23 protein-coding genes are annotated in these 20,174 nt (G+C 59.5%); 9 read left to right on the forward strand and 14 right to left on the reverse strand.

Annotated features, from left to right (window positions below; translation table 11 throughout):
• Window positions 1-111: 111 nt before the first annotated feature.
• Both PSJE_RS02370 and pnuC read right to left on the reverse strand, forming a co-directional pair.
• Window positions 112-636, reverse strand: a complete 525-nt coding sequence (locus PSJE_RS02370; protein WP_090455348.1) for an AAA family ATPase — start codon at window positions 634-636, stop codon at window positions 112-114.
• Window positions 633-1,196 (reverse strand): nicotinamide riboside transporter PnuC, encoded by a 564-nt coding sequence (gene pnuC / locus PSJE_RS02375; protein ID WP_057714744.1) that lies wholly within the window; start codon window positions 1,194-1,196, stop codon window positions 633-635. The genes PSJE_RS02370 and pnuC overlap by 4 nt, the downstream gene beginning before the upstream one ends.
• Before the next feature lie 294 nt (window positions 1,197-1,490).
• Between pnuC and PSJE_RS02380 the strand changes: the two genes are divergently transcribed.
• Window positions 1,491-2,321 carry an undecaprenyl-diphosphate phosphatase gene (locus tag PSJE_RS02380; RefSeq protein ID WP_057714745.1) on the forward strand — a complete coding sequence of 277 codons (831 nt, stop codon included), beginning with the start codon at window positions 1,491-1,493 and terminating at the stop codon, window positions 2,319-2,321.
• The gene (locus tag PSJE_RS02385) at window positions 2,318-2,746 is read left to right on the forward strand and encodes a DUF1294 domain-containing protein (RefSeq protein ID WP_090455345.1); all 429 of its coding nucleotides are present in this window, start codon (window positions 2,318-2,320) and stop codon (window positions 2,744-2,746) included. The genes PSJE_RS02380 and PSJE_RS02385 overlap by 4 nt, the downstream gene beginning before the upstream one ends.
• An 11-nt stretch (window positions 2,747-2,757) precedes the next feature.
• Here the strand turns inward: PSJE_RS02385 and PSJE_RS02390 are convergent, their stop codons facing one another.
• Both PSJE_RS02390 and PSJE_RS02395 read right to left on the reverse strand, forming a co-directional pair.
• Window positions 2,758-3,117: an MmcQ/YjbR family DNA-binding protein gene (locus PSJE_RS02390; protein ID WP_057714747.1), complete on the reverse strand. Its 360-nt coding sequence runs from the start codon at window positions 3,115-3,117 to the stop codon at window positions 2,758-2,760.
• A complete protein-coding gene (locus tag PSJE_RS02395) occupies window positions 3,114-4,022 on the reverse strand; it encodes a LysR substrate-binding domain-containing protein (protein ID WP_090455344.1) in 909 nt (302 codons plus the stop codon). Before PSJE_RS02395 ends, PSJE_RS02390 begins: the two co-directional genes overlap by 4 nt.
• 131 nt (window positions 4,023-4,153) lie before the next feature.
• Here PSJE_RS02395 and PSJE_RS02400 point away from each other — a divergent pair, with 131 nt between their 5' ends.
• Together PSJE_RS02400 and PSJE_RS02405 are read left to right on the forward strand one after the other, a co-directional pair.
• Window positions 4,154-4,765 (forward strand): FMN-dependent NADH-azoreductase, encoded by a 612-nt coding sequence (locus tag PSJE_RS02400; RefSeq protein ID WP_090455342.1) that lies wholly within the window; start codon window positions 4,154-4,156, stop codon window positions 4,763-4,765.
• Between the two features lie 167 nt (window positions 4,766-4,932).
• A complete protein-coding gene (locus PSJE_RS02405; protein ID WP_090455340.1) occupies window positions 4,933-5,970 on the forward strand; it encodes an alpha/beta hydrolase family protein in 1,038 nt (345 codons plus the stop codon).
• A gap of 26 nt (window positions 5,971-5,996) precedes the next feature.
• On the opposite strand, the gene PSJE_RS02410 is transcribed toward PSJE_RS02405, so the two are convergent.
• From PSJE_RS02410 to PSJE_RS02420, 3 genes are all read right to left on the reverse strand, one after another.
• Window positions 5,997-6,428 (reverse strand): tail fiber domain-containing protein, encoded by a 432-nt coding sequence (locus PSJE_RS02410; protein ID WP_090455338.1) that lies wholly within the window; start codon window positions 6,426-6,428, stop codon window positions 5,997-5,999.
• 171 nt (window positions 6,429-6,599) lie between these two features.
• The gene (locus PSJE_RS02415) at window positions 6,600-7,787 is read right to left on the reverse strand and encodes an MFS transporter (protein WP_090455337.1); all 1,188 of its coding nucleotides are present in this window, start codon (window positions 7,785-7,787) and stop codon (window positions 6,600-6,602) included.
• A gap of 282 nt (window positions 7,788-8,069) precedes the next feature.
• Window positions 8,070-9,656, reverse strand: a complete 1,587-nt coding sequence (locus PSJE_RS02420) for an ABC-F family ATPase (protein WP_033052720.1) — start codon at window positions 9,654-9,656, stop codon at window positions 8,070-8,072.
• A gap of 489 nt (window positions 9,657-10,145) precedes the next feature.
• On the opposite strand from PSJE_RS02420, the gene lpxO reads away from it, so the two are divergent.
• Window positions 10,146-11,045: a lipid A hydroxylase LpxO gene (gene lpxO / locus PSJE_RS02425; protein WP_090455335.1), complete on the forward strand. Its 900-nt coding sequence runs from the start codon at window positions 10,146-10,148 to the stop codon at window positions 11,043-11,045.
• 54 nt (window positions 11,046-11,099) lie between these two features.
• On the opposite strand, the gene ku is transcribed toward lpxO, so the two are convergent.
• A complete protein-coding gene (gene ku / locus PSJE_RS02430) occupies window positions 11,100-11,951 on the reverse strand; it encodes a non-homologous end joining protein Ku (RefSeq protein ID WP_090455333.1) in 852 nt (283 codons plus the stop codon).
• 193 nt (window positions 11,952-12,144) lie between these two features.
• On the opposite strand from ku, the gene PSJE_RS02435 reads away from it, so the two are divergent.
• Both PSJE_RS02435 and PSJE_RS02440 read left to right on the forward strand, forming a co-directional pair.
• Complete coding sequence (locus PSJE_RS02435) at window positions 12,145-12,492, forward strand: hypothetical protein (protein ID WP_090455332.1); 348 nt, start codon at window positions 12,145-12,147, stop codon at window positions 12,490-12,492.
• A gap of 67 nt (window positions 12,493-12,559) precedes the next feature.
• The gene (locus PSJE_RS02440) at window positions 12,560-13,711 is read left to right on the forward strand and encodes a PQQ-dependent sugar dehydrogenase (protein ID WP_090455330.1); all 1,152 of its coding nucleotides are present in this window, start codon (window positions 12,560-12,562) and stop codon (window positions 13,709-13,711) included.
• A gap of 140 nt (window positions 13,712-13,851) precedes the next feature.
• Here PSJE_RS02440 and PSJE_RS02445 read toward each other — a convergent pair whose 3' ends face one another.
• Window positions 13,852-14,187 (reverse strand): DUF2834 domain-containing protein, encoded by a 336-nt coding sequence (locus PSJE_RS02445; RefSeq protein ID WP_090455328.1) that lies wholly within the window; start codon window positions 14,185-14,187, stop codon window positions 13,852-13,854.
• A gap of 247 nt (window positions 14,188-14,434) precedes the next feature.
• Here PSJE_RS02445 and ilvA point away from each other — a divergent pair, with 247 nt between their 5' ends.
• Window positions 14,435-15,448 (forward strand): threonine ammonia-lyase, biosynthetic, encoded by a 1,014-nt coding sequence (gene ilvA, locus PSJE_RS02450; protein ID WP_090455326.1) that lies wholly within the window; start codon window positions 14,435-14,437, stop codon window positions 15,446-15,448.
• 64 nt (window positions 15,449-15,512) lie between these two features.
• Here ilvA and eco read toward each other — a convergent pair whose 3' ends face one another.
• Window positions 15,513-15,995, reverse strand: coding sequence for a serine protease inhibitor ecotin (gene eco, locus PSJE_RS02455; protein WP_090455325.1), 483 nt, complete (start codon window positions 15,993-15,995; stop codon window positions 15,513-15,515).
• Between the two features lie 278 nt (window positions 15,996-16,273).
• Here eco and PSJE_RS02460 point away from each other — a divergent pair, with 278 nt between their 5' ends.
• A complete protein-coding gene (locus PSJE_RS02460; protein ID WP_090455323.1) occupies window positions 16,274-16,540 on the forward strand; it encodes a DUF1652 domain-containing protein in 267 nt (88 codons plus the stop codon).
• Here the strand turns inward: PSJE_RS02460 and PSJE_RS02465 are convergent.
• The 4 genes from PSJE_RS02465 to xylB form a co-directional block, all read right to left on the reverse strand.
• Window positions 16,537-16,932 carry a hypothetical protein gene (locus PSJE_RS02465; RefSeq protein WP_057714759.1) on the reverse strand — a complete coding sequence of 132 codons (396 nt, stop codon included), beginning with the start codon at window positions 16,930-16,932 and terminating at the stop codon, window positions 16,537-16,539. The two genes, PSJE_RS02460 and PSJE_RS02465, sit on opposite strands and share 4 nt — an antisense overlap.
• Before the next feature lie 91 nt (window positions 16,933-17,023).
• Window positions 17,024-17,290 carry a DUF2790 domain-containing protein gene (locus tag PSJE_RS02470; protein ID WP_090455321.1) on the reverse strand — a complete coding sequence of 89 codons (267 nt, stop codon included), beginning with the start codon at window positions 17,288-17,290 and terminating at the stop codon, window positions 17,024-17,026.
• Between the two features lie 307 nt (window positions 17,291-17,597).
• Window positions 17,598-18,542 (reverse strand): carbohydrate kinase family protein, encoded by a 945-nt coding sequence (locus tag PSJE_RS02475; RefSeq protein WP_090455319.1) that lies wholly within the window; start codon window positions 18,540-18,542, stop codon window positions 17,598-17,600.
• 13 nt (window positions 18,543-18,555) lie between these two features.
• Complete coding sequence (xylB, locus tag PSJE_RS02480; RefSeq protein ID WP_090455317.1) at window positions 18,556-20,052, reverse strand: xylulokinase; 1,497 nt, start codon at window positions 20,050-20,052, stop codon at window positions 18,556-18,558.
• Between the last annotated feature and the right edge of the window lie 122 nt (window positions 20,053-20,174).

The following is a 20,174-nucleotide window of genomic DNA, read 5'->3' on the forward strand; positions in this document are numbered from 1 at the left end:
GCGGTGAAGGGCGCTTAAACAGGCGGTTTGAGGCGGGAAGGGTGTTTCAGGATCGGACACTTTTCCCCCGGGACAGGGGGGGATAGTGGGGAAATTGCCCCAAAAGGCCGGTCAGGCTCCGAGCAATCGGGTCACGGCGTTCAGTGCCTGGAATCGGCGTTCTGGCCAATCTCCGCGCAGTACTTGAACCGGTTGGGCGTGGCGCTCAAGCCAGGCCAGGGTCTGCTCGAAAAATGCCTGGCGCTCACTCAATCGGGGTTGGCAACGCTGGCCATCGTCCGTCCATTCGACGTGTTCCGGTGACAGCAGCAAGTGCAAGTCGTAATGCCGGGCCAGTAGCGCTTGTTCGAGCCAGGCGGGGCAGTCGCCAAACAGGGTTTGGCTCCAGAGGATATTGCTCAGCAGGTGCGTGTCGAGGATGAGCAAAGACGGTTGTTGCGCACGGGCTTCGTCTTCCCATGCCAATTGACCGCGGGCGATGTCCGGAATGTCGGCCAAGGTAGTGTCCCGGGGATTGTGCTCGATGAACCAGCGCACATACTCGTCCACCAGGATCCCGCCGAAACGCTGTTGCAACTCGGCCGCCAGCCAGCTTTTACCGCTGGATTCAGGGCCTGTGAGTACCAGGACTTTCATGCGCGCAACGCCGGATCGGCGCGCCATTGGCGCCAGCCCTGCACGGCGATAACGGCGAACAGCCCGTACAGGGTGGCGGTCAGGTACAGGTCCTTATAGATGAACAGCCCGACGAAAATCACATCCAGGGCGATCCATAGCGGCCAGCACTGGACACGTTTTTGCGCCATCCAGACCTGCGCCACCAGGCTGAATCCGGTCAGCGCCGCATCGAGCCAGGGTTGCGCGGCGTCGGTCCAGTGGGCCATGGCCGCCCCCAGCAACAGGCTGCCGAGTGCGCCGATGGCCAGGCTCAACGCCACGGAACGGGAATCGAGCCAACTGACTTCGCGGCCATGGGTCGTTTCGCCAGCCCGTGTCCACTGCCACCAGCCGTAAAGCTGCAAGGCGGCATAGACGACTTGCAGCAACATGTCCGAATACAGCTTCACCTCAAAAAAGATCCAGCTATAGAGCAGCACCATGACCAGACCGATGGGCCAGCACCAGGTGTTCTGTTTGACCGTCAGCCAGACGGCAATGACACCGAGGGTGGCGGCAAACAGTTCAAGCCCGGACATGGAGGTTCCTTGGTGAAATCGAAGAGGGGCCGATTGTAACCGGATTGGCGTCGGGAATCCCGTGGAGCAGGGTGTGCTTCGTTGGTGCGCGATAACGCGGCAGCGCCAATCGGACTTGTCTGATAGGATTTCGGCCCCGCGCGGGTAAACCCGGATCAGGATTGTTTTTTCACAGGATTTTGACGGTTCCGTGGTGATCCTTGATGCGCGGGGCTTCAGCTACGCTGATCGCAATTCAAGCTTTGGAAAAATATTAACGGGGCATGCCGGCGCGCATAGCCTTTTGGGGGATTGATGGATCTTTGGACCGCCTTTCAGGCATTGATACTTGGGGTTGTAGAAGGGCTGACCGAGTTCCTGCCCATTTCCAGCACCGGCCACCAGATCATTGTGGCCGACATGCTCGGCTTCGGGGGCGAGCGGGCTATGGCGTTCAACATCATTATCCAGCTGGGTGCCATCCTGGCGGTGGTATGGGAGTTTCGACGCAAGATCTTCGATGTGGTCATCGGCCTGCCGACCCAGCCGAGCGCTCGGCGGTTTACCGCAAACCTGTTGATTGCGTTCTTCCCGGCCGTGGTGCTGGGCGTGATCTTCGCCGACATGATCCACGAGTACCTGTTCAATCCGATCACTGTTGCAGCGGCGCTGGTCGTGGGCGGGTTCGTCATGTTGTGGGCCGAGCGCCGGCAGCATGAAGTCCACGCCGAAACGGTGGATGACATGACCTGGAAAGATGCCCTGAAAGTCGGCTTCGCCCAATGCCTGGCCATGATTCCGGGCACTTCGCGTTCGGGCTCGACGATCATCGGCGGGTTACTGTTCGGCCTGTCGCGCAAAACCGCTACCGAGTTTTCGTTCTTCCTGGCGATGCCAACCATGGTCGGCGCAGCGGTGTACTCGGGCTATAAATACCGTCACCTGTTTGTCCCGTCCGATTTCCCGGTGTTCGCGATCGGCTTCGTCACGGCGTTCGTCTTCGCGATGATCGCGGTCCGCGGGCTGCTCAAGTTCATCGCCAACCACAGCTATGCGGCGTTTGCCTGGTATCGCATTGTGTTTGGCCTGATCATCCTGGCGACCTGGCAGTTTGGCTGGGTCGACTGGAGCGCGGTCAAGCCGTGAGTGACTCAAGCTCGCGCAATAACCCCGGGCGCCAGCCCGGGGGACAGATCCGTCATCCACGGCTGAAGTGGCTGGTGTTTGCAATCCTGTGTGCGTTGCCGCTGTCGGGGTCGGTGTCGTCATGGCTGCACGGGGTGTCGCTGATTCCCTTGGCAGCCTACGGCATCGTCAGCGTCGTGACGTTTTTCCTGTACTGGAGCGACAAGCGCAAGGCCCGTGCCGAGCAATGGCGTACGCCGGAGAATGTCCTGCATGCGCTGGAGCTCGCCGGCGGCTGGCCCGGTGCCTTGCTGGCGCAGCAAGCGTTCCGGCACAAAACCCGCAAAATCTCCTACCAGTTGGTGTTCTGGATCATCGTGCTCATGCACCAGGTGTTCTGGATCGACCACCTGTTCCTCGGCGCACACCTGTTCGCCTTGTTCTGATCGACAAGGTCCTAAAGCAACAAGCCGACTTGAGTGCGCTTGGGCAGTTTGCTCACCACCAACTGGTGGGAACGCTGCAACAAGCCTTGTAGTTCTTCGTTGCCGAGCGGGTAGGGCGTTTCCATGATGATCCACTGGGCGCGCGCCAGATAAGGCGCCGGATGAATCCCCGGGCGGTCGCAATGACCGAGAAACAGATCCTTGTCGACCTTGAAGGCCAGGGAATCACCCCGCAGGCCCTGCAAGGCGAACATCTTGTTCCCGGCAATCGAAAACACCCGCACGCCGCCCCATTTATAGTCTTCCCGTGCTCCGGGCAGGGTAAGGCAGAATTTCGCGACATCCTCTTCGCTCATCCGTCCGGCTTTCATAACAATCGTTCCCCACAGGCATTGAATGACTCGACCAGATGGTCAATCCAGGCGCGTACCGCCGGCATGACCCCGCGCCGATGAGGATAGACCGCTTGCAGCCAGCCACCGGGCAACGACCAGTCGGGCAACAACTGCACCAGTGCGCCGTTTTCCAGTTCCTGCTCGCAATACATCATGGGCAGCATCGTAAAGCCCAGGCCAGAGAGGGTGCTGGCCTTGCGCACGATAAAGTCATCGATGCCCAGCCGGGCCTCGAGCGCCAGTTCACAACTTTTGCCTTTTTGATCCAGCATGCGGATGTGCACCATGCGGTCGGCTTCCAGCGCGCCGAGCACGGGCAGGTTTTTCAGATCGTCGGGATGGTTGATCTCTCGGCCAACGAGGAAGCCGGGACTGGCGACCATCAGCATCTGCGCCTGACGCAGGCGGCGGGTCACCAGCAGCGGGTCTTCGTCGCCCAGCTCCCGCACTCGCAGGGCCACGTCAATGCCTTCGTTCACCAGGTCGACCCGGCGGTTGAGCAGCATGACCTCCAGCTGGACTTGTGGAAACCTTTCCAGAAAGTCGCTGATCACCCCCGGCAATATTTCATGGGCCAGCCCAACCGGGCAGGACACCCGCAAACGCCCGCGGGGCTCGCTGGACATGCTGGCCACGGCCTCATCGGCCATTTCCGCCTCCAACAGCATCGCCTGACAGTGCCTGAGGTAACGCTCACCGACGGCAGTCAGTTTCAGTTGTCGGGTGGTGCGTTGCAGCAGTCTTGCGCCGAGGCGCTCTTCCAGTTCGGCGATGCGCCGTGACAATCGGGACTTGGGGATGCCCAGCAAACGCCCGGCCGCGGCGAACCCCCCGGCTTCCACGACTTTGGCGAAGTAATACAGGTCGTTGAGGTCTTGCATGATGTGAATCCAATTGTCCTATCTATGGGACGAACTATCGCATTGTTACCGTCTAATCAGCTATTGGTTTCGTGTGTAGGATTAGTCCCATCAGATCGCCCTTGTGGGCGATCCTCACTTGGAGATCCCACATGAAACTGCTGCATATCGATTCGAGCATCCTGGGCGACAACTCGGCTTCCCGTCAGTTGAGCGGTGAAGTCGTCAAAGCCTGGCAAGCCGCCGAGCCAACCGCCGTGGTGACTTACCGCGACCTGGCCGCCGACGCCATCAGCCATTTCTCCGCCACCACCCTGGTCGCCGCCGGCACCACCGCTGAACTGCGCAACGCCGCACAACAGCACGAAGCGGAGCTGAGCGCCTCGACCCTGGCCGAATTCCTGGCTGCCGATGCCGTGGTGATTGCCGCACCGATGTACAACTTCACCATCCCGACTCAACTCAAAGCCTGGATCGACCGCATCGCGGTGGCCGGCCAGACCTTCCGCTACACCGAAGCCGGCCCTGAAGGCCTGTGCGGCGGCAAGAAAGTCGTGATCGTTTCGACCTCCGGCGGCATGCACGCCGGTCAGGCAACCGGTGTTGCCCACGAAGAGTATTTGAAGTTGCTGTTCGGTTTCATCGGTATCACCGACATCGAAATCGTCCGTGCCGAAGGCCTGGCTTACGGTGACGACGTGCGCAACAAGGCCATGAGCGCCGCCCACTCACAAATCAGCGAGCAGTTGTTCGCCGCTGCGTAAGGCTTGGGTAAAAGTAAGCAACCGTTCAGGTAAAGCCCAAAAAACTCTGTATTCTGGCTACGCAAGTACCAGTTACGGAGTTTTTTGTTTCTGGTCGTTTCAGAATGTGGCCCGACTCATGTAGTCCAAGGCGTACGTCTCAAGTCCGGTAACAAGGCGGGGCATCCATGATGCGTCTTTGTGCAACTTTACTGATTTGCCTGCTCAGCAGCTTGAATACAGTGCACGCCGCGCCTGCACCGCATCCTCACTGGAGCGTCGGCTTCCACGAGATGACTTTTCTCGACCCGCTGGACTTGCAGCCGATGCGCGCCATTGCCTTCTATCCTTCCAGTGATCGGGAGCACACCAGCAAGCTCGAGGGTTACACCGTCGAAGCCGGGGAGGACACCAAGGTCGCCATCGGCCGGTTCCCGATGCTGATGCTGTCCCACGGAAATACCGGTACCCCGCTGGCCCTGCACGACCTTGCCACGTCGCTGGCGCGCAAAGGCTTTGTCGTGGTGGCGGTGATTCACCCCGGTGACAACTCCAGGGACCACAGCCGACTCGGTACTTTGAGTAACCTGTACGGCCGGCCGATCCAGATTTCCGAAGCCATTACCGCGACCTTGGGCGATCGTATGCTGTCGCCGTTCGTCAATGCCGATCAGGTGGGGGTCATTGGCTATTCGGCCGGTGGCGAGACCGCATTGATTCTATCCGGCGCGACCCCGGACCTGGATCGCCTGCGCCGTTACTGCCAGGAGCGCCCGGATGACCGCGATGCCTGTAACACCCAGGGCGAATTGATTGTCGACCGCGATGACCTGCAACCGGTGGCCGATCCACGCGTCCACGCCTTGATGCTGATGGCACCGTTGAGCCTGAAGTTCGGTCGCCACACCCTGGCCGATGTGCATGTGCCGGTGCTGCTTTACAGCGGCGATGGCGACAAGCTGGTGGCTGTCGACAAGAACGCCGCGGCGCTGGCGCGCAAACTGCCGACCGCGCCCGACTTCAAGTTACTGGCCGGGGCAGGGCACTTCGTCTTCATGGCGCCGTGCAATGACGAGCAGATCGTAATCATGCCTGCGCTGTGCACCGATGCCGATGGCGTCGACCGGCAGGACATTCATCGCAATCTGATCTCCGAAGCCGGACGCTTCTTCACGCGCACCCTGGGCAGGCCGACCCGGGCGGGGATGCAGACCGCCGATCAGTAAGGGAGATCGGCGGTTTTTATCGTTAGTTACTTATCAGCTAAAGCAGTTTCCAGTGTTACTACTCTGGCATTAAGTTCACGCACAGATTCGATAAGAGGCGCCACAAGTTTTTGGTAATCAACTTGCAAGTGACCGCGATCGGTGCGCACTAACTGTGGATAAACTTTCTGCACATCCTGGGCAATCAGACCGACATCGGCTTGGTCGTTTTGCTTCCAGTTGAACGTTACACCATGGAGTTTCAGGAGGTTTTCCGTCGGGTTTTCCAGACGTTGAACGTTGCTTTTCAGTCGTTCATCACTGAAGAATGGGCAGCACTCATCTCCTATATCGCCGCCAATGTCCCAGCATTGGCCGTTATGGCAGATTTGCTGCGACGTCGAGCTTTGAGCATGGACAGTACCGTAGAGGGAAAACAGCAACGTCGTGGCGAGCAGGCTTAAAGGCAATATACGCATATTTATCAATTTCCATTTGTCGATTGTTATGTAAGAGCGACGTGAAGAATCTGTCAAAGTTGATGCTTCACACAATGCTGGCTCTTTGTATCAATCGGTGCGGAATGTTGCGTTTGAATTATGCGGTAAAGTTTTGATGTATTACCTTGTTAGTGCCAGCTTTCAATGGTTTTAGCGCGCACTTTGACGTGACAGGATCAACGTCAGGCAAAGGCCGGTGACCGACAACAACGCAGCACTGAAGAAAATCCACGCATATCCCAGATTCAACGCCACTGCGCCCATCAAGGGGCCGGCAATCGCCAGCGCCAGATCGAAAAACACCGCATAAGCACTCAAGCCCGCCCCCCGGCTGGAGTTGGGCACCTGTTTGATGGCCTCGACACCCAACGCCGGATACACCAGAGACAGGCCAAATCCAGTCAGGCCGGCGCCAATGAGCGCATACCCGGTCGAAGGGGCCAGCCACAACAGCACCAGGCCAACCGTCTCAATGCACATGCAGGCAATGGCCGACGTGAACCCGCCAAACCGACCGATGGCGGATATGAACAGCAGCCGCGACAGAATGAAACAGACGCCGAACACGGTCAGGCAGTAGGCCGCGCCGGTCCAGCCACGATTGATGTAGTACAGAGTGATAAAGGTCGTCAGGGTGCCGTAGCCAATGGACGCCAGGCTCAAGCTCGCGCCAAACGGCGCAATGCGTCCGAACACGGCCCGGAACGGCAAACGTTCACCGCGCACCACCGGCACCGAAGGCTTGTTGCGAATCAGCAACAGTGCGGCCAGGGCCAGCAGCGACAGGGCGATACCCAGGCTGGCGAAGCCCAGTTGTTGCACCATGACCACACCCAGCGGTGCGCCAATGGCAATCGCTCCATAGGACGCGATGCCGTTCCAGGAAATCGACCGCGCGGTATGCTCGGCGCCCACCTGGCCCATGCACCAACTGATGGTGCCGACACCGATCAACCCTTGGGCGATCCCCAGTAGCAGGCGCCCGGCGATCAGGATCAGCAGGCTGAGCAAGGGAAAGCCTTGCAACAGGGTCGACAGCAAGGTCAGCACGCCGCTGAGCACAATCCCCGCCAAGCCATAGATGATTGCGCGCTTGGTACCAACGCTGTCCGACATCCGCCCGGCCATGGGCCGGCTGAGCAGGGTGGCGAGGTATTGCGAGCCGATGGTCAGCCCGGCCACGATGGCGCTGAACCCGAGTTGTTCGTGGACATAACCCGGCAATACCGCAATCGGCAAACCGATGCAGAGGAAGGCAATGAAGGTATAGAAAACGATGGAGACGATCTGCAGGGTGATCGCCAATGAGCTTTGCGGAGCAACTTGCTGCACAGACATGAGGGCTCGTTCGCGGGCGGCGGTGGGAGACCTGCATCATGGCGCGGCGTTGGGATAAAAGAAAGCAGGCTAACTACTTTTGCCGTGACATTATCGTTGTTCCTCATGGCCTCATCGCGAGCAAGCTCGCTCCCACATTTTGAAATGCATCCCCCTGTGGGAGCGAGCTTGCTCGCGATGATTCATGTACCAACAAGAAACCTTGGCCCGGAATGCAAAAAGCCCCGTCACCAGGACAGGGCTTTTCACTTGAAGCTTGTAGCTAAAGGCTTGTAGCTACCTTTAGAACACCACACCCTGGCTACGCAGGTAATCGTCGTAGGTGCCGCTGAAGTCGGTCACGCCGTTAGGGCTCAGCTCGATGATGCGGGTGGCCAGGGACGATACGAACTCACGGTCGTGGCTGACGAAGATCAGCGTGCCCGGGTAGTTCTCCAGCGCCAGGTTCAGCGCTTCGATCGATTCCATGTCCAGGTGGTTGGTCGGTTCGTCCATCACCAGTACGTTCGGCTTTTGCAGGATCAGCTTGCCGAACAGCATGCGGCCTTGCTCACCACCGGAGATGACCTTGACCGACTTGAGGATCTCGTCGTTGGAGAACAGCATGCGGCCCAAAGTGCCGCGAATGATCTGCTCGCCCTGAGTCCACTGGCCCATCCAGTCGAACAGGCTGACGTCGTCTTCGAAGTCGTGGGCGTGGTCCTGGGCGTAGTAGCCCAGCTCCGCGCTTTCGGTCCACTTCACGGAGCCGGCGTCCGGGGTCAGTTCGCCCATCAGGGTGCGCAGCAGGGTGGTTTTGCCGATACCGTTCGGGCCGATGATCGCCACGCGCTCGCCGGCTTCTACGGTGAAGCTGAAGTTCTTGAACAGGGTCTTGCCGTCGAAGCCCTTGGACATCTGCTCGATGGTCACGGCCTGGCGGTGCAGTTTCTTGGTCTGTTCGAAGCGGATGAACGGGCTCACGCGGCTCGATGGCTTGACTTCGGCCAGCTGGATCTTGTCGATCTGCTTGGCGCGGGAAGTGGCCTGCTTGGCTTTCGAGGCGTTGGCCGAGAAGCGGCTGACGAACGTTTGCAGTTCGGCGATCTGGGCTTTCTTCTTGGCGTTGTCCGACAGCAGTTGCTCGCGGGACTGGGTCGCCGCAGTCATGTACTCGTCGTAGTTGCCCGGGAACAGGCGCAGCTCACCGTAGTCCAGGTCGGCCATGTGGGTGCAGACGCTGTTGAGGAAGTGACGGTCGTGGGAAATGATGATCATGGTGCTGTTACGCACGGTGAGAATCGATTCCAGCCAGCGAATGGTGTTGATGTCCAGGTGGTTGGTCGGTTCGTCGAGCAACAGCACTTCCGGATCGGAGAACAATGCCTGGGCCAGCAATACCCGCAGTTTCCAGCCTGGAGCCACTTCGGACATCGGGCCGAAATGCTGTTCCAGGGGAATACCCAGGCCCAGCAGCAGTTCGCCGGCACGGGATTCGGCGGTGTAGCCATCCATTTCGGCGAATTCGGTTTCCAGCTCGGCCACGGCCATGCCGTCTGCTTCGCTCATTTCCGGCAGCGAATAGATGCGATCGCGCTCGGCCTTGACCTTCCACAGCTCTTCGTGACCCATGATCACGGTGTCGATCACGGTGAATTCTTCGTAGGCGAACTGGTCCTGGCGCAATTTACCCAGGCGCACGTTCGGTTCCAGCATGACCTGGCCGCCGGACGGCTCGAGGTCACCGCCGAGAATCTTCATGAAGGTCGACTTGCCGCAACCGTTGGCGCCGATCAAACCGTAACGGTTGCCACCGTTGAACTTGACCGAAACGTTTTCGAAGAGCGGCTTGGCGCCGAACTGCATCGTGATGTTAGCTGTAGAAATCAAAGGTTTTTCCTGCGAAGCATTCAGAGTAGCTAGGGTTGCGGCAGTACCGGTTCAGTACCTGTTTCCACTGTTGGGCCCCCGGGACATTCATCCCGATCGGCAGTGGAAGATCCATCTGGCATCAAGTGGACAGCAGCATGTGGCGCGCCTGGCCCGAGACAACGTGCGCTGAAAGGGGATTTTCCCGCTCTCAACCTGGGGGCGCGTAAAGTTTGGCGGCGATTGTACTGGTCTGGCTCTTTAAACGATAGGGCGATGGAGGCCTCTGCAACGCTTTGGCGGTTTTTGCGGACACATTTTCACAGTTGCGGGTTAACTATTGGTTACAAACTGTGGCTAAAATGCCATCCATCAGCTGAAGGCCGACCATCGGCGTGGTTCGATGGCATTACGGGGCCGCTGTTTCGCATTCAGTCGCTGCACAAGACCCGGGGACCGGCATGCCGGTAAAGGGCGCAGTTTGTTTATTTCCAACCTGTGACGATTTCCGTGAAACTGATCATTGCCGTTATCTACGTTGTCTCTATTGCGTACGTTCACCTGCGTGGTCGAGTGCGCCACAAGCTGGGGCGCCAGTTGAGTGATCACTCGACATTCCTGGCGCCGATCAATTGCTTTCTTTATCTGTTTTCGAAAATCCCCAACAAACCGTATCTCGATCCGGCTGATTTTCCCGACCTGAGCCCGCTGCAGGCGCATTGGGAAGAAATTCGTGCCGAAGGCCAGAATTTGCTTCACGCCGGCGAGATCAAACGTTCGAACCAATACGATGACGTCGGTTTCAACTCGTTTTTCAAGACCGGCTGGAAGCGCTTCTATCTCAAGTGGTATGGCGATAGCCACCCGTCGGCCATGAAGCTCTGCCCGCGTACCACCGAACTGGTACAGGGCATTGGCTCGATCAAGGCGGCGATGTTCGCCGAGTTGCCACCGGGCTCTAGACTGGTGCGCCACCGCGACCCGTATGCCGGTTCGTACCGTTATCACCTCGGACTGGACACACCCAACGCTGAAGGTTGCTACATCAATGTCGATGGCCAGAACTACCATTGGCGCGATGGCGAAGCGGTGATGTTCGATGAGACCTTCATTCATTACGCAGAGAACACCACGCCACGCAACCGCATCATCCTGTTCTGCGACGTCGAGCGGCCGATGAAGTATCGGTGGGCAGCGGCATTCAATCGCTGGTTCAGCCGCACTGTCATGTCGGCGGCAGGTGCACCGAACGAGGACGGAGACCGCACCGGTGGGATCAACCGGCTGTTCAGCAAGGTCTACAAGGTTCGCCTGCGCGCCAAGGAACTGAAAAAGCGCAACCGCAAGCTTTACTACCTCCAAAAATGGTCGATCTTTGCCGGGTTGCTGGCGGTCTTCATTCTGATCTGATTTTTTCGGTGTAGCGTACCAAGGCTTCGCGAGCAGTCCGGGATATCCAACGGATCACTTGCTGACTTTCTTCCTGGCAACCGGTTTGCTGCCCGCCTTCGGCCTGGACGCTGCTTTACCGCTGCCGAGGCTGCGCTTGAGCAGTTCGGTCAGGTCAATGACATCCGCCGTTTTGCGATCCTCTTCACCAGAAGCGGTTTCGACGTCTTCGATCTTGCCTTCACGGGCCTTCTTGTCCACCAGGGCCATGATCTTGTCTTCGAAGCCGTCCCGATAGTCGTCCGGCGTCCACTCGGCACTCATGTCCTCCACCAGGCGTTTGGCCATGTCCCGTTCGCCCTTGGCCAGTTCGGGGTTGGTCACTTCGCTGCCCAGCGCCAGTTCATCGAGACTTCGCACCTCGGCCGGCCAGCGCAGCATCACCAGGACCAGTGCCGATTCCAGCGGCATCAATGCGGCCAGGTGCTGGCGGGTATGCAAGACCACGCGGGCGAGGGCGACCTTGCCGGTTTTGCTCAGGGTTTCGCGCAGCAGCGCATAGACCTTTCCGCCACGTTTGTCGGGAGCCAGGTAGTAAGGCGTGTCGATGTTCTGCAAGGGAATCTGCTTGCCGTCGACAAAGGAGAAAATGTCGATGGTCTGGGTCGAGAGCGGATGAGCGGAACGGATCTCCTCTTCACTGAGCACCACGTACCGGCCCTTTTCGTATTGCACGCCCTTGACGATGTGCTCCTTGGTGACTTCCTTGCCCGTCACCTTGTTGACACGCTTGTAGCCCACCGGGTCCATGCTGCGGCTGTCGAGCCAGTCGAAATCGACGCCTCGGGAGGACGTTGCGGAGACCAGCGCCACGGGGATGTGCACCAGTCCGAAGCTGATTGCGCCTTTCCAGATTGCCCGTGCCATGGTCGTCTACTCGCGAGTGATGTTCAGGTGACCTGCGGTCCAGGGCAAAAGTTTCTGTGGTCTGCGCGCCGGTTCCCCCGCCGGATCAACCGGGTGCCAGACCGTGCCGGGGAGTTTTTGGTTAACAAATCCGAACCTCGGGCGTAGCGTGGTATCGAAGTCCTTACTTACGCGGACGCAGAGAGGCACCCCCATGAACCGATACGTGTTTGGCGCCATTGCACTGGCCTTGAGTGGCGTACTTGGCTCCTTGGTCCAGGCCGACGTCTCTGCTTCGTTGCAGTTGGCCCAGAACCTGCCGGGCAGCACCAACAACAACCCTTATAACAGTCCGATTCGCCGGGCCAATCCCAACAGCATGCAAGGCACCCAACCCGGCACCCCGGCCATACGAGGACCCAATACCGTGCCGGTCCCGCGCCCGCCGACACTGGACAACGGTGGCATTGGTAATCGCTACCCCGACCGGACAGCGCCCGCCAGCCCACCGAAATTCATTCCCAATCCACCGCCTCGAGACACCGGTAGCAGCAACCGTTGAGTGGCAGGCATGACGTCTACCCGCTACTTTTCACCAAGCCTCATTTCCGTCAGAAAAGGAATCCTGCATGTTGCGTAAAAGCCTGTTGGCAACCCTCTGTGCCGGCGTATTGATCAGCGCCGCTGTCCCTGTGCTTGCCGCACCGGCCCAGACGATGAAAAGCGAAGATGGCACCCTTGAGGTCACCCCCATCGTGACGGGGCTGGAGCACCCCTGGGCCCTGGCATTCCTGCCGGATAGCAAAGGCATGCTGGTGACCGAACGGCCCGGCAACCTGCGACTGGTGACCGCCGAAGGCAAGTTGTCCGCACCGCTCAATGGCATACCCACGGTCTGGGCCAAGGGGCAGGGTGGATTGCTCGACGTGGCGCTGTCGCCCGACTTCAAGCAGGACCGGATGGTCTATCTGTCCTATGCCGAAGGTGGCGGTCAGGGCGGCAAGGCCGGCACGGCGGTGGGCCGCGGCCGGCTCTCCGACGATATGACAGCGCTCAAGGATTTCCAGGTGATCCTGCGTCAGGAACCCAAGCTCTCGGTGGGCAACCATTTTGGCTCGCGGCTGGTGTTTGATCGCGACGGCTATCTGTTCGTGACCCTGGGGGAAAACAACGACCGCCCGACCGCCCAGGACCTCGACAAGCTGCAAGGTAAAGTGGTGCGAATCTACCCAGATGGCACTGTGCCCAAGGACAACCCCTTTGTCGGCCAGGCCAACGTGCGCCCGGAGATCTGGTCCTACGGGCAGCGTAACCCGCAAGGCGCCGCGCTCAACCCGTGGAACGGCACGCTGTGGGAAAACGAACACGGCCCTCAGGGCGGCGATGAAATCAACATCATCGAGCGCGGCAAGAATTACGGCTGGCCGCTGGCGACCCATGGCATCAACTACTCCGGTCAACCGATTCCCGAAGCCAAGGGTGAAATCGCCGAAGGCACCCTTGTCCCGAATCATGTCTGGGAAAAGTCCCCGGGCCTTAGTGGCATGGCGTTCTACGATGCCGATCGTTTCAAGGTCTGGCAGCGCAACGTGTTTGTCGGCGCGCTGATCAGCCAGGAACTGATCCGCCTGGAGTTCGATGGCGACAAGGTGATCCACGAGGAGCGCTTGCTCGGGGAGCTGAAAAAACGCATTCGCGACGTACGACAGGGGCCGGACGGATACTTGTATGTTTTGACCGATGAGGAGAACGGTGGGTTGTACAAGGTGGGTTTGAAGTAACCAGCCGTGGGCTTGTCCTGCAGCCGCCATAGTGAGCGGCTGCAGAACGGGTATTGAGTTTCAGGGCATCGGTTTTTCAAATCTTGTGTAGGAGCGAGCCTGCTCGCGATTGCAATTTAAACCTCATTACGGGAGGTCGGTCAGATCTGTCGAGTCGCGGCAACTGAACTCTTTCGATTCTGAAACCCACGTACCACCAGATACAACAATGGCCCAATCGACACGAACACAGCGGTAATCAGTAGATATGGCACCACCGAAACCGCCGACTGCCCGCGCTTTCGCGCATCCTGGTACATCCAGATCGCTGCCAGCGTCGCCAGCAGGTAAAGATCGATCACCACTTGCGCAGTATCCGGGCGTGACATCAGGCTGATGCCGAAATCGATCAGCGATTGTTCGGCCTGGAGCATCACTGAAACCGTATAGCCGGCAAAAGCGATCAAGGCGATAAGGGGCAGGGTAATGGCCTTCATGTTTTCCTTCCTTGGGCAATGAATAGAACCGGTAGCCTATAGCGACCACCGCAAACTTGCCATTGACTTGCCATCAACGTCCGGCTAATTTCGAGCCATGACTTCCACCGTATTGCGCTGCCAGCCAAGCATTATTACCGCCATTCCTCATTTGGCGGGCTAGCTCACGACTGCAGCACCCAACCCGCCCTCGAGGCGGGTTTTTACTTTCTGTCTCCCGGGCCCCGATCAATGTCAGGAGACGACGATGAGTTTCACAACCGATCAACAGGCCTTGCTTGAAGGCTACGTGAAAAAAATCCTTGCCGCGCCGGTCTATGAGCTGGCCGTGCGCACGCCTTTGCAACCGGCACCGGCCTTGTCCGAAGCCTTGGGCAACCAGATCCTGCTCAAACGCGAAGACTTGCAGCCGACCTTTTCTTTCAAGATCCGCGGTGCCTACAACAAGCTGGTGCAACTGAGCGAGGTGCAAAAGACCCGCGGCGTGGTCACGGCTTCTGCGGGCAATCATGCGCAGGGCGTGGCACTGGCGGCGCGGGAGTTGGGGATCAACGCCACCATCGTCATGCCCTGCACGACGCCGCAGTTGAAGGTCATCGGCGTGCGCAGTCGCGGCGCCGATGCGGTGTTGCACGGCGAAAGCTTTCCGTTCGCACTGGCCTTTGCGCTGGATTTGGCCCGGGAAACCGGTCGCACCTTTGTTTCGCCCTTCGACGACCCGGAGGTGATCGCTGGGCAAGGCACGGTAGCGATGGAAATCCTGCGTCAGCATCAGGGGCCTCTGGACGCGATCTTCGTGCCGGTGGGTGGCGGGGGGCTGATCGCGGGTATCGCCGCCTACGTCAAATACTTGCGGCCGGAAGTTCGCGTCATTGGCGTCGAGTCGGAACATTCCGCGTGTCTGCAAGCGGCGATGCATGCCGGCGAACGGGTCGTGTTGCCGAGCGTCGGCACCTTCGCCGATGGGGTGGCGGTGGCGCAGATCGGCGCTTACGGTTTTGAGGTCTGCCGGTTTTGCGTCGATGACGTGGTGACGGTCAGTAACGATGAACTTTGCGCCGCAATCAAGAATATCTACGATGATACCCGCTCGATCACCGAACCTTCCGGTGCGCTGGCCGTGGCCGGGATCAAGAGGTACGTCGCGCAGACCGGTGCATTGGGGCAGACCCTGGTGGCGATCGACTCGGGTGCCAACATCAATTTCGATAGTCTGGGGCACGTGGCCGAGCGCGCCGCGTTGAGTGGCGCCCCGGCATGATGCCTGGGCAGGTCGACAGCGGACGCCGCAAACGGGCGCCGCGAGGGGCCGCCGGATGGCCGGGTTATTCCTGAATGGCTTTCTCGACCTTGGTCGACGCCGACCAGATCCGATAGCGCACTTCGATGTCCTTGGGTACGTACAGCACGAGCGGCAGCTTGCTGTTGTAACGCAGCAGGAAGCCGTCACCGACCACCGGTACAAAACCCTGTTTGCTCGTGCCGCCCGGGCAGGCCATCAGCGTGCTCATCGGTCCGATGACTTTTTCCAGGCGATAGAACGGATAGCCCCAACCCTCGAGGTTCTTCTCCTCGAGAATACCGCCCAGGCGCGGGTTGTTGCAGTCGACGGTCATCGTCTTGCCGGCCAGGATCTCGACCTGGAAGTCGCTTTCCCGGGTCTGTGGCGCGAGGTGAATCACCTGGCGGGTAAATCCGCTTTCGGCCTTCGGATAGGGTGCGGTGTCTTCGAGTTTGGCGGCGTGAGCAACGCCGGCAAGCCCCAGTGCGAACAGCGCTGTGCAAGCGTTAACGGTCAAAGAATTCATGATGCCTCCTTGCTTGAAGTGAAGGGCGGCATTTTCACTGCCGTGTGCAGTGAATGCAAACCCGGGATCCCCCGCGTGCAAATTGCAGGGTCGCCAGGGGCGCTTATTGCAAACCGCATGGCAGGTTTAAAGGTGATTCGTCTAAATCCTTGAAGTGCCGATGAACTGCACTACGAAATTCAGGGTATGTTTTATGCTGTAGGTGCCCTTGAAGCTTGCCGGGATTGCAAATGAGCGAGCATTGATCGTCCGGCAGTCTCACAAAGGAGGGAGTCGCCATGTTTCTTTCTGCCTTGGAAGTTCGCAATATCATCGAAAGCAGTTTTCTGCCCCAGCGCTGCCAGTGCACGCTGTCACCGGATCTGTCGATGACCGTCAAGATCTATGCAGACGGGCAAACCGATCAGCTCGATCTATTGGTCACTGGCATCGATGCCTCCGGGCTCAATGGTTGTCGGGAAATAAACGACTTGATTGCCCAACTGCGTTCCAAGCAGCATCACGTAGAAGTCGAACCGCACTCTATGCTGGGCAAAGCACTCTAGTCTGCTGTTTCAGGTTCCAGGGACACGCGCCGGGTCTGGAAGAACGCCAAGCCCAGCGCCAGTTCAAACCCGACCGCCAGTAAAATGCCCGGCCCGACATGGCCGTTGAGCCATTCGGCAAAACCCAGCACGGCCAATCCCCAGCAGCCGACGACGAAGCCGAGGCTCAGCGCATTGCGGGTTGCGCAAGGAGGGGCGTTGCGAACCAGAAAAGAGAACACGCTTAACGCCCCAAACAGCACGGCGGTGCGTCGCGCGACCAACCCCACCGCGAATGAAAACTCGATATCCCAGAACGACAATAACCATTGCGGTGTCAGACCCCAGACCAGACTGAGCAAAAGACATAGGGCGGCGCAAAACAACGACAACGTGCGAAACGACAACTGCATGGCGAATCCTTGCGGGCAGAGAGGGAGGCGCTAGAGCATAGCGCCGCAACCCTCAAAGGAATACTGCCAAGTACCAAATCAGACTTTTCGGTCAGCCCTGGTTCTCGCAAGCGTCGGAAAGTTTACGGTAGGAAATTTCTGCGGGTTTTCCCGTTTCATCGATGTACTTCATCTCGGCCTTCACCACCTTGCACTCCAGGGTGTCCGGCTCGGTCAGTGAAATCACTTTGCTGACATGCAATGGCATGCCGTAGTGATAGGGCACGGCTTGAGAGGTCGTGGTGTCATTGGCCTGAGCCAGGCCGGCAAACGCGGTGCAGGCGAGGGCGGCGGTAACCAGCAGGGTGCGAGTGTTCATCAGCGATCTCCGGTGCGGACGGAATGTCAGTTCGATGTGTCGCTTGTCGAACTTGCCGCACTGGGCGTCAGAACAGTCTGAGGGCGTGCGGTCCAGTGAAGTGTTGGATCGCACGGTTAAGCGAGGGTTAACCCGGCTGAACACCGCCTGTCGCGGATGCGCGATCCTGTGTATCAGTTAAGACCATCGGGCGCCTGATAGAAAGTCATCGCGAGCAAGCTCCCACAATGCCCGAGCGTCGACACAAATGTTGTGAACGACCCGCAACCCTGTAGGAGCGAGCCTGCTCGCGAAGAGGCCCTCGAATTCAGCGCACATCCAGTTGCTTGCGATAAGGCAAATCCGGCCCGGTCTTGCCGCACGTCAGCGCCGCCGCCCGCACCGCGAACTTCAGCATGCGGTCGATCTGCTCGCGGCCCAGTTGCTTCAAGCCCTCCACTGAATCCAGTTGCTGTTCGGTCAGCCAGGTAATCAGCGCCGCCTGAAAGGTATCGCCGGCGCCCACGGTGTCGGCGATTTTTACCGAACAGGCGGGGGCCGACCACGAACCATGTGCCCGACTGAACACGGTCGCGCCTTCGCCGCCCCGGGTCAGGAATACCAGCTGACAGCGGTGCTGCAACCAGCCCTCGATCACCTGGGCCGGGTCCTGGCCGGGGTACAGCAGATGCAGGTCCTCGTCGCTGACCTTGATCAGGTCGGCCAGTTCCACCAGTGTCGCGACTCGTTTACGCCACAGGTCGATGTCCGGCTCCGGGTTCAGGCGCACGTTCGGATCGAGGCTGATCAGGCGCTTGCCGCTTTCCCGGCGCACCAATGCCAATAGCGTGTCGGCAATCGGCTGCACCACCAGGGAAAACGAGCCGATATGCAGGCCGCGTACCTCAGGCCCGAGTGTCGGCAGGTGCTCCGGTTGCAATTGTCGATCCGCGCAACCTTCGCCACGGAAGCTGTACTGCGGCGAGCCATTGGCCCCCACGGCGACCATTGCCAGGGTGGTCGGCGCGGCAAACTCCAGCAGGTAGTCCAGGCACACGCCCTCATCTTGCAGCACTTGCAGTAGGCGCCGGCCCAAATAGTCGGTGGACAACCCGGCCAACAGCGCCGCGTCCACGCCCAAGCGACGCAAGCCCACCGCCACGTTGAACGGCGAGCCACCGGCAATGGCCTTGAAGTTCACTTTGGACGCCAGCCCACTGGCGTCGTTTTCACTGAAAAAATCGAACAGCGCTTCGCCACACACCAGGTACATAGTTGTTCACTCTTCAAAGGGTTGCGACATGCTGTTGATAGCGTTCATACGCCTGCTGACAGGCTTGCACATTGTCGGCGACCGGCAGGGTTTCACTGGCCGGGTCGAGTTTTACGCAGCGCTCGCACAATTGCGCCAGGCTGTCTTCGTGCCCGTTCGCCCGGGATACGCACCAGGCCGCCTGAATCGCCGCGCCCAAGGCTGCGGCCTCGCTTTGTTCGGTGCAGATCACCGGTGTATTCATGGTGTCGGCGACGATTTGCCGCCAGACCGCACTTTTTGACCCGCCCCCAATCAGCCGAATGCTGCGGCTTTGTAAGCCATTGCGGCGTAGCAGGTCCAGTCCGTAACGCAAACCGAACGTCGTGCCTTCGACCACTGCGCGGCACAGGTTGGCCCGGGTCAGGTTGGTCATGGTCAGGCCCGACAGGCTGGCGCTGGCATGGGGCAGGGCGGGCACACGTTCGCCATTGAAGAACGGCAGCATGCACACACCGTCGGCACCGATTGGCGCCTGGGCAACGAGGTCGTTGAATTGATCGATGTCGAGGTCCAGCAGCTCGCGAATCAGGCTGGTGGCATTGGTCAGGTTCATGGTGCAGATCAAAGGCAGCCAGCCGCCACTGGAGGAACAGAACGTGGCAACCGCGGCATCCGTGGCGACGTTCGGCTGATCGGCGTAGGCGTACACCGTGCCTGACGAGCCGAGGCTCATGGTGATTGCGCCAGGCTGGATGTTGCCGGTGCCGATGGCGCCCATCATGTTGTCGCCACCGCCACTGGACACCAGTGCCCGAGGGTTGATGCCCAGGTGTTCGGCGATGTCTGGCAGAATCGTGCCGACCGCCTGATGGGGGGTGATCAGCTCCGGCAGCGCCGCTTGCAGGCGTCCGCTGGGGTCGATGTCACGCAATAATTGCCCATCCCACTGGCGCGTACGCACATTGAAATACCCGGTGCCCGAGGCATCGCCGTATTCGCTGCAACTGCGGCCAGTGAGCCAATGGTTGAGGTAGTCGTGGGGCAGCAAGATGCGGGCGATCCGGGAGAACACGTCGGGATGCTGCTCTTTGGTCCATAACAGCTTGGACAGGGTGTAGCCCGGCGCGATGACTACGCCCAGGCGTTTCAGCGAACCCTTTTCGCCACCCAGGTGGGCCAGCAGTCGGTCATTCTCCGGGGTGGTTTCGGTGTCGCACCAGAGTTTAGCCGCACGCAACACCTTGCCCTGATCGTCGAGCAGCACCAGGCCGTGTTGCTGGCCGGACACGCCAATGCCGAGGATCGACTGGCCATTGGCTTTGGCCGCGAGCAATGCGCGACGAGTGGCGGTGGCGAAGGCTTCCAGCCACTGCTGGGTGTCCTGTTCGCGGCGGCCATTGGGGCCGCTGATCAGGCTGTGGCTGGCGGTTCCCTGGCCGAGCACTTCACCATTGGCCGTGTCGAGGATAATGGCTTTGGTGCCTTGGGTTCCGCAGTCGATGCCGAGGAAGAGTTGTCGGGTTGTCATGCAGTATTCCTGGTCGTCAGCTAGATACAAGTCTGGATTCACTATCCCCGGTGCCTGTCAGGCCGCCTTCGCGAGCAAGCTCGCTCCCACAGGGTTTGGTGTTGCTCACAAAACTCCTTGTG

This window comes from Pseudomonas jessenii, assembly GCF_002236115.1.
GTDB lineage: Bacteria > Pseudomonadota > Gammaproteobacteria > Pseudomonadales > Pseudomonadaceae > Aquipseudomonas > Aquipseudomonas jessenii.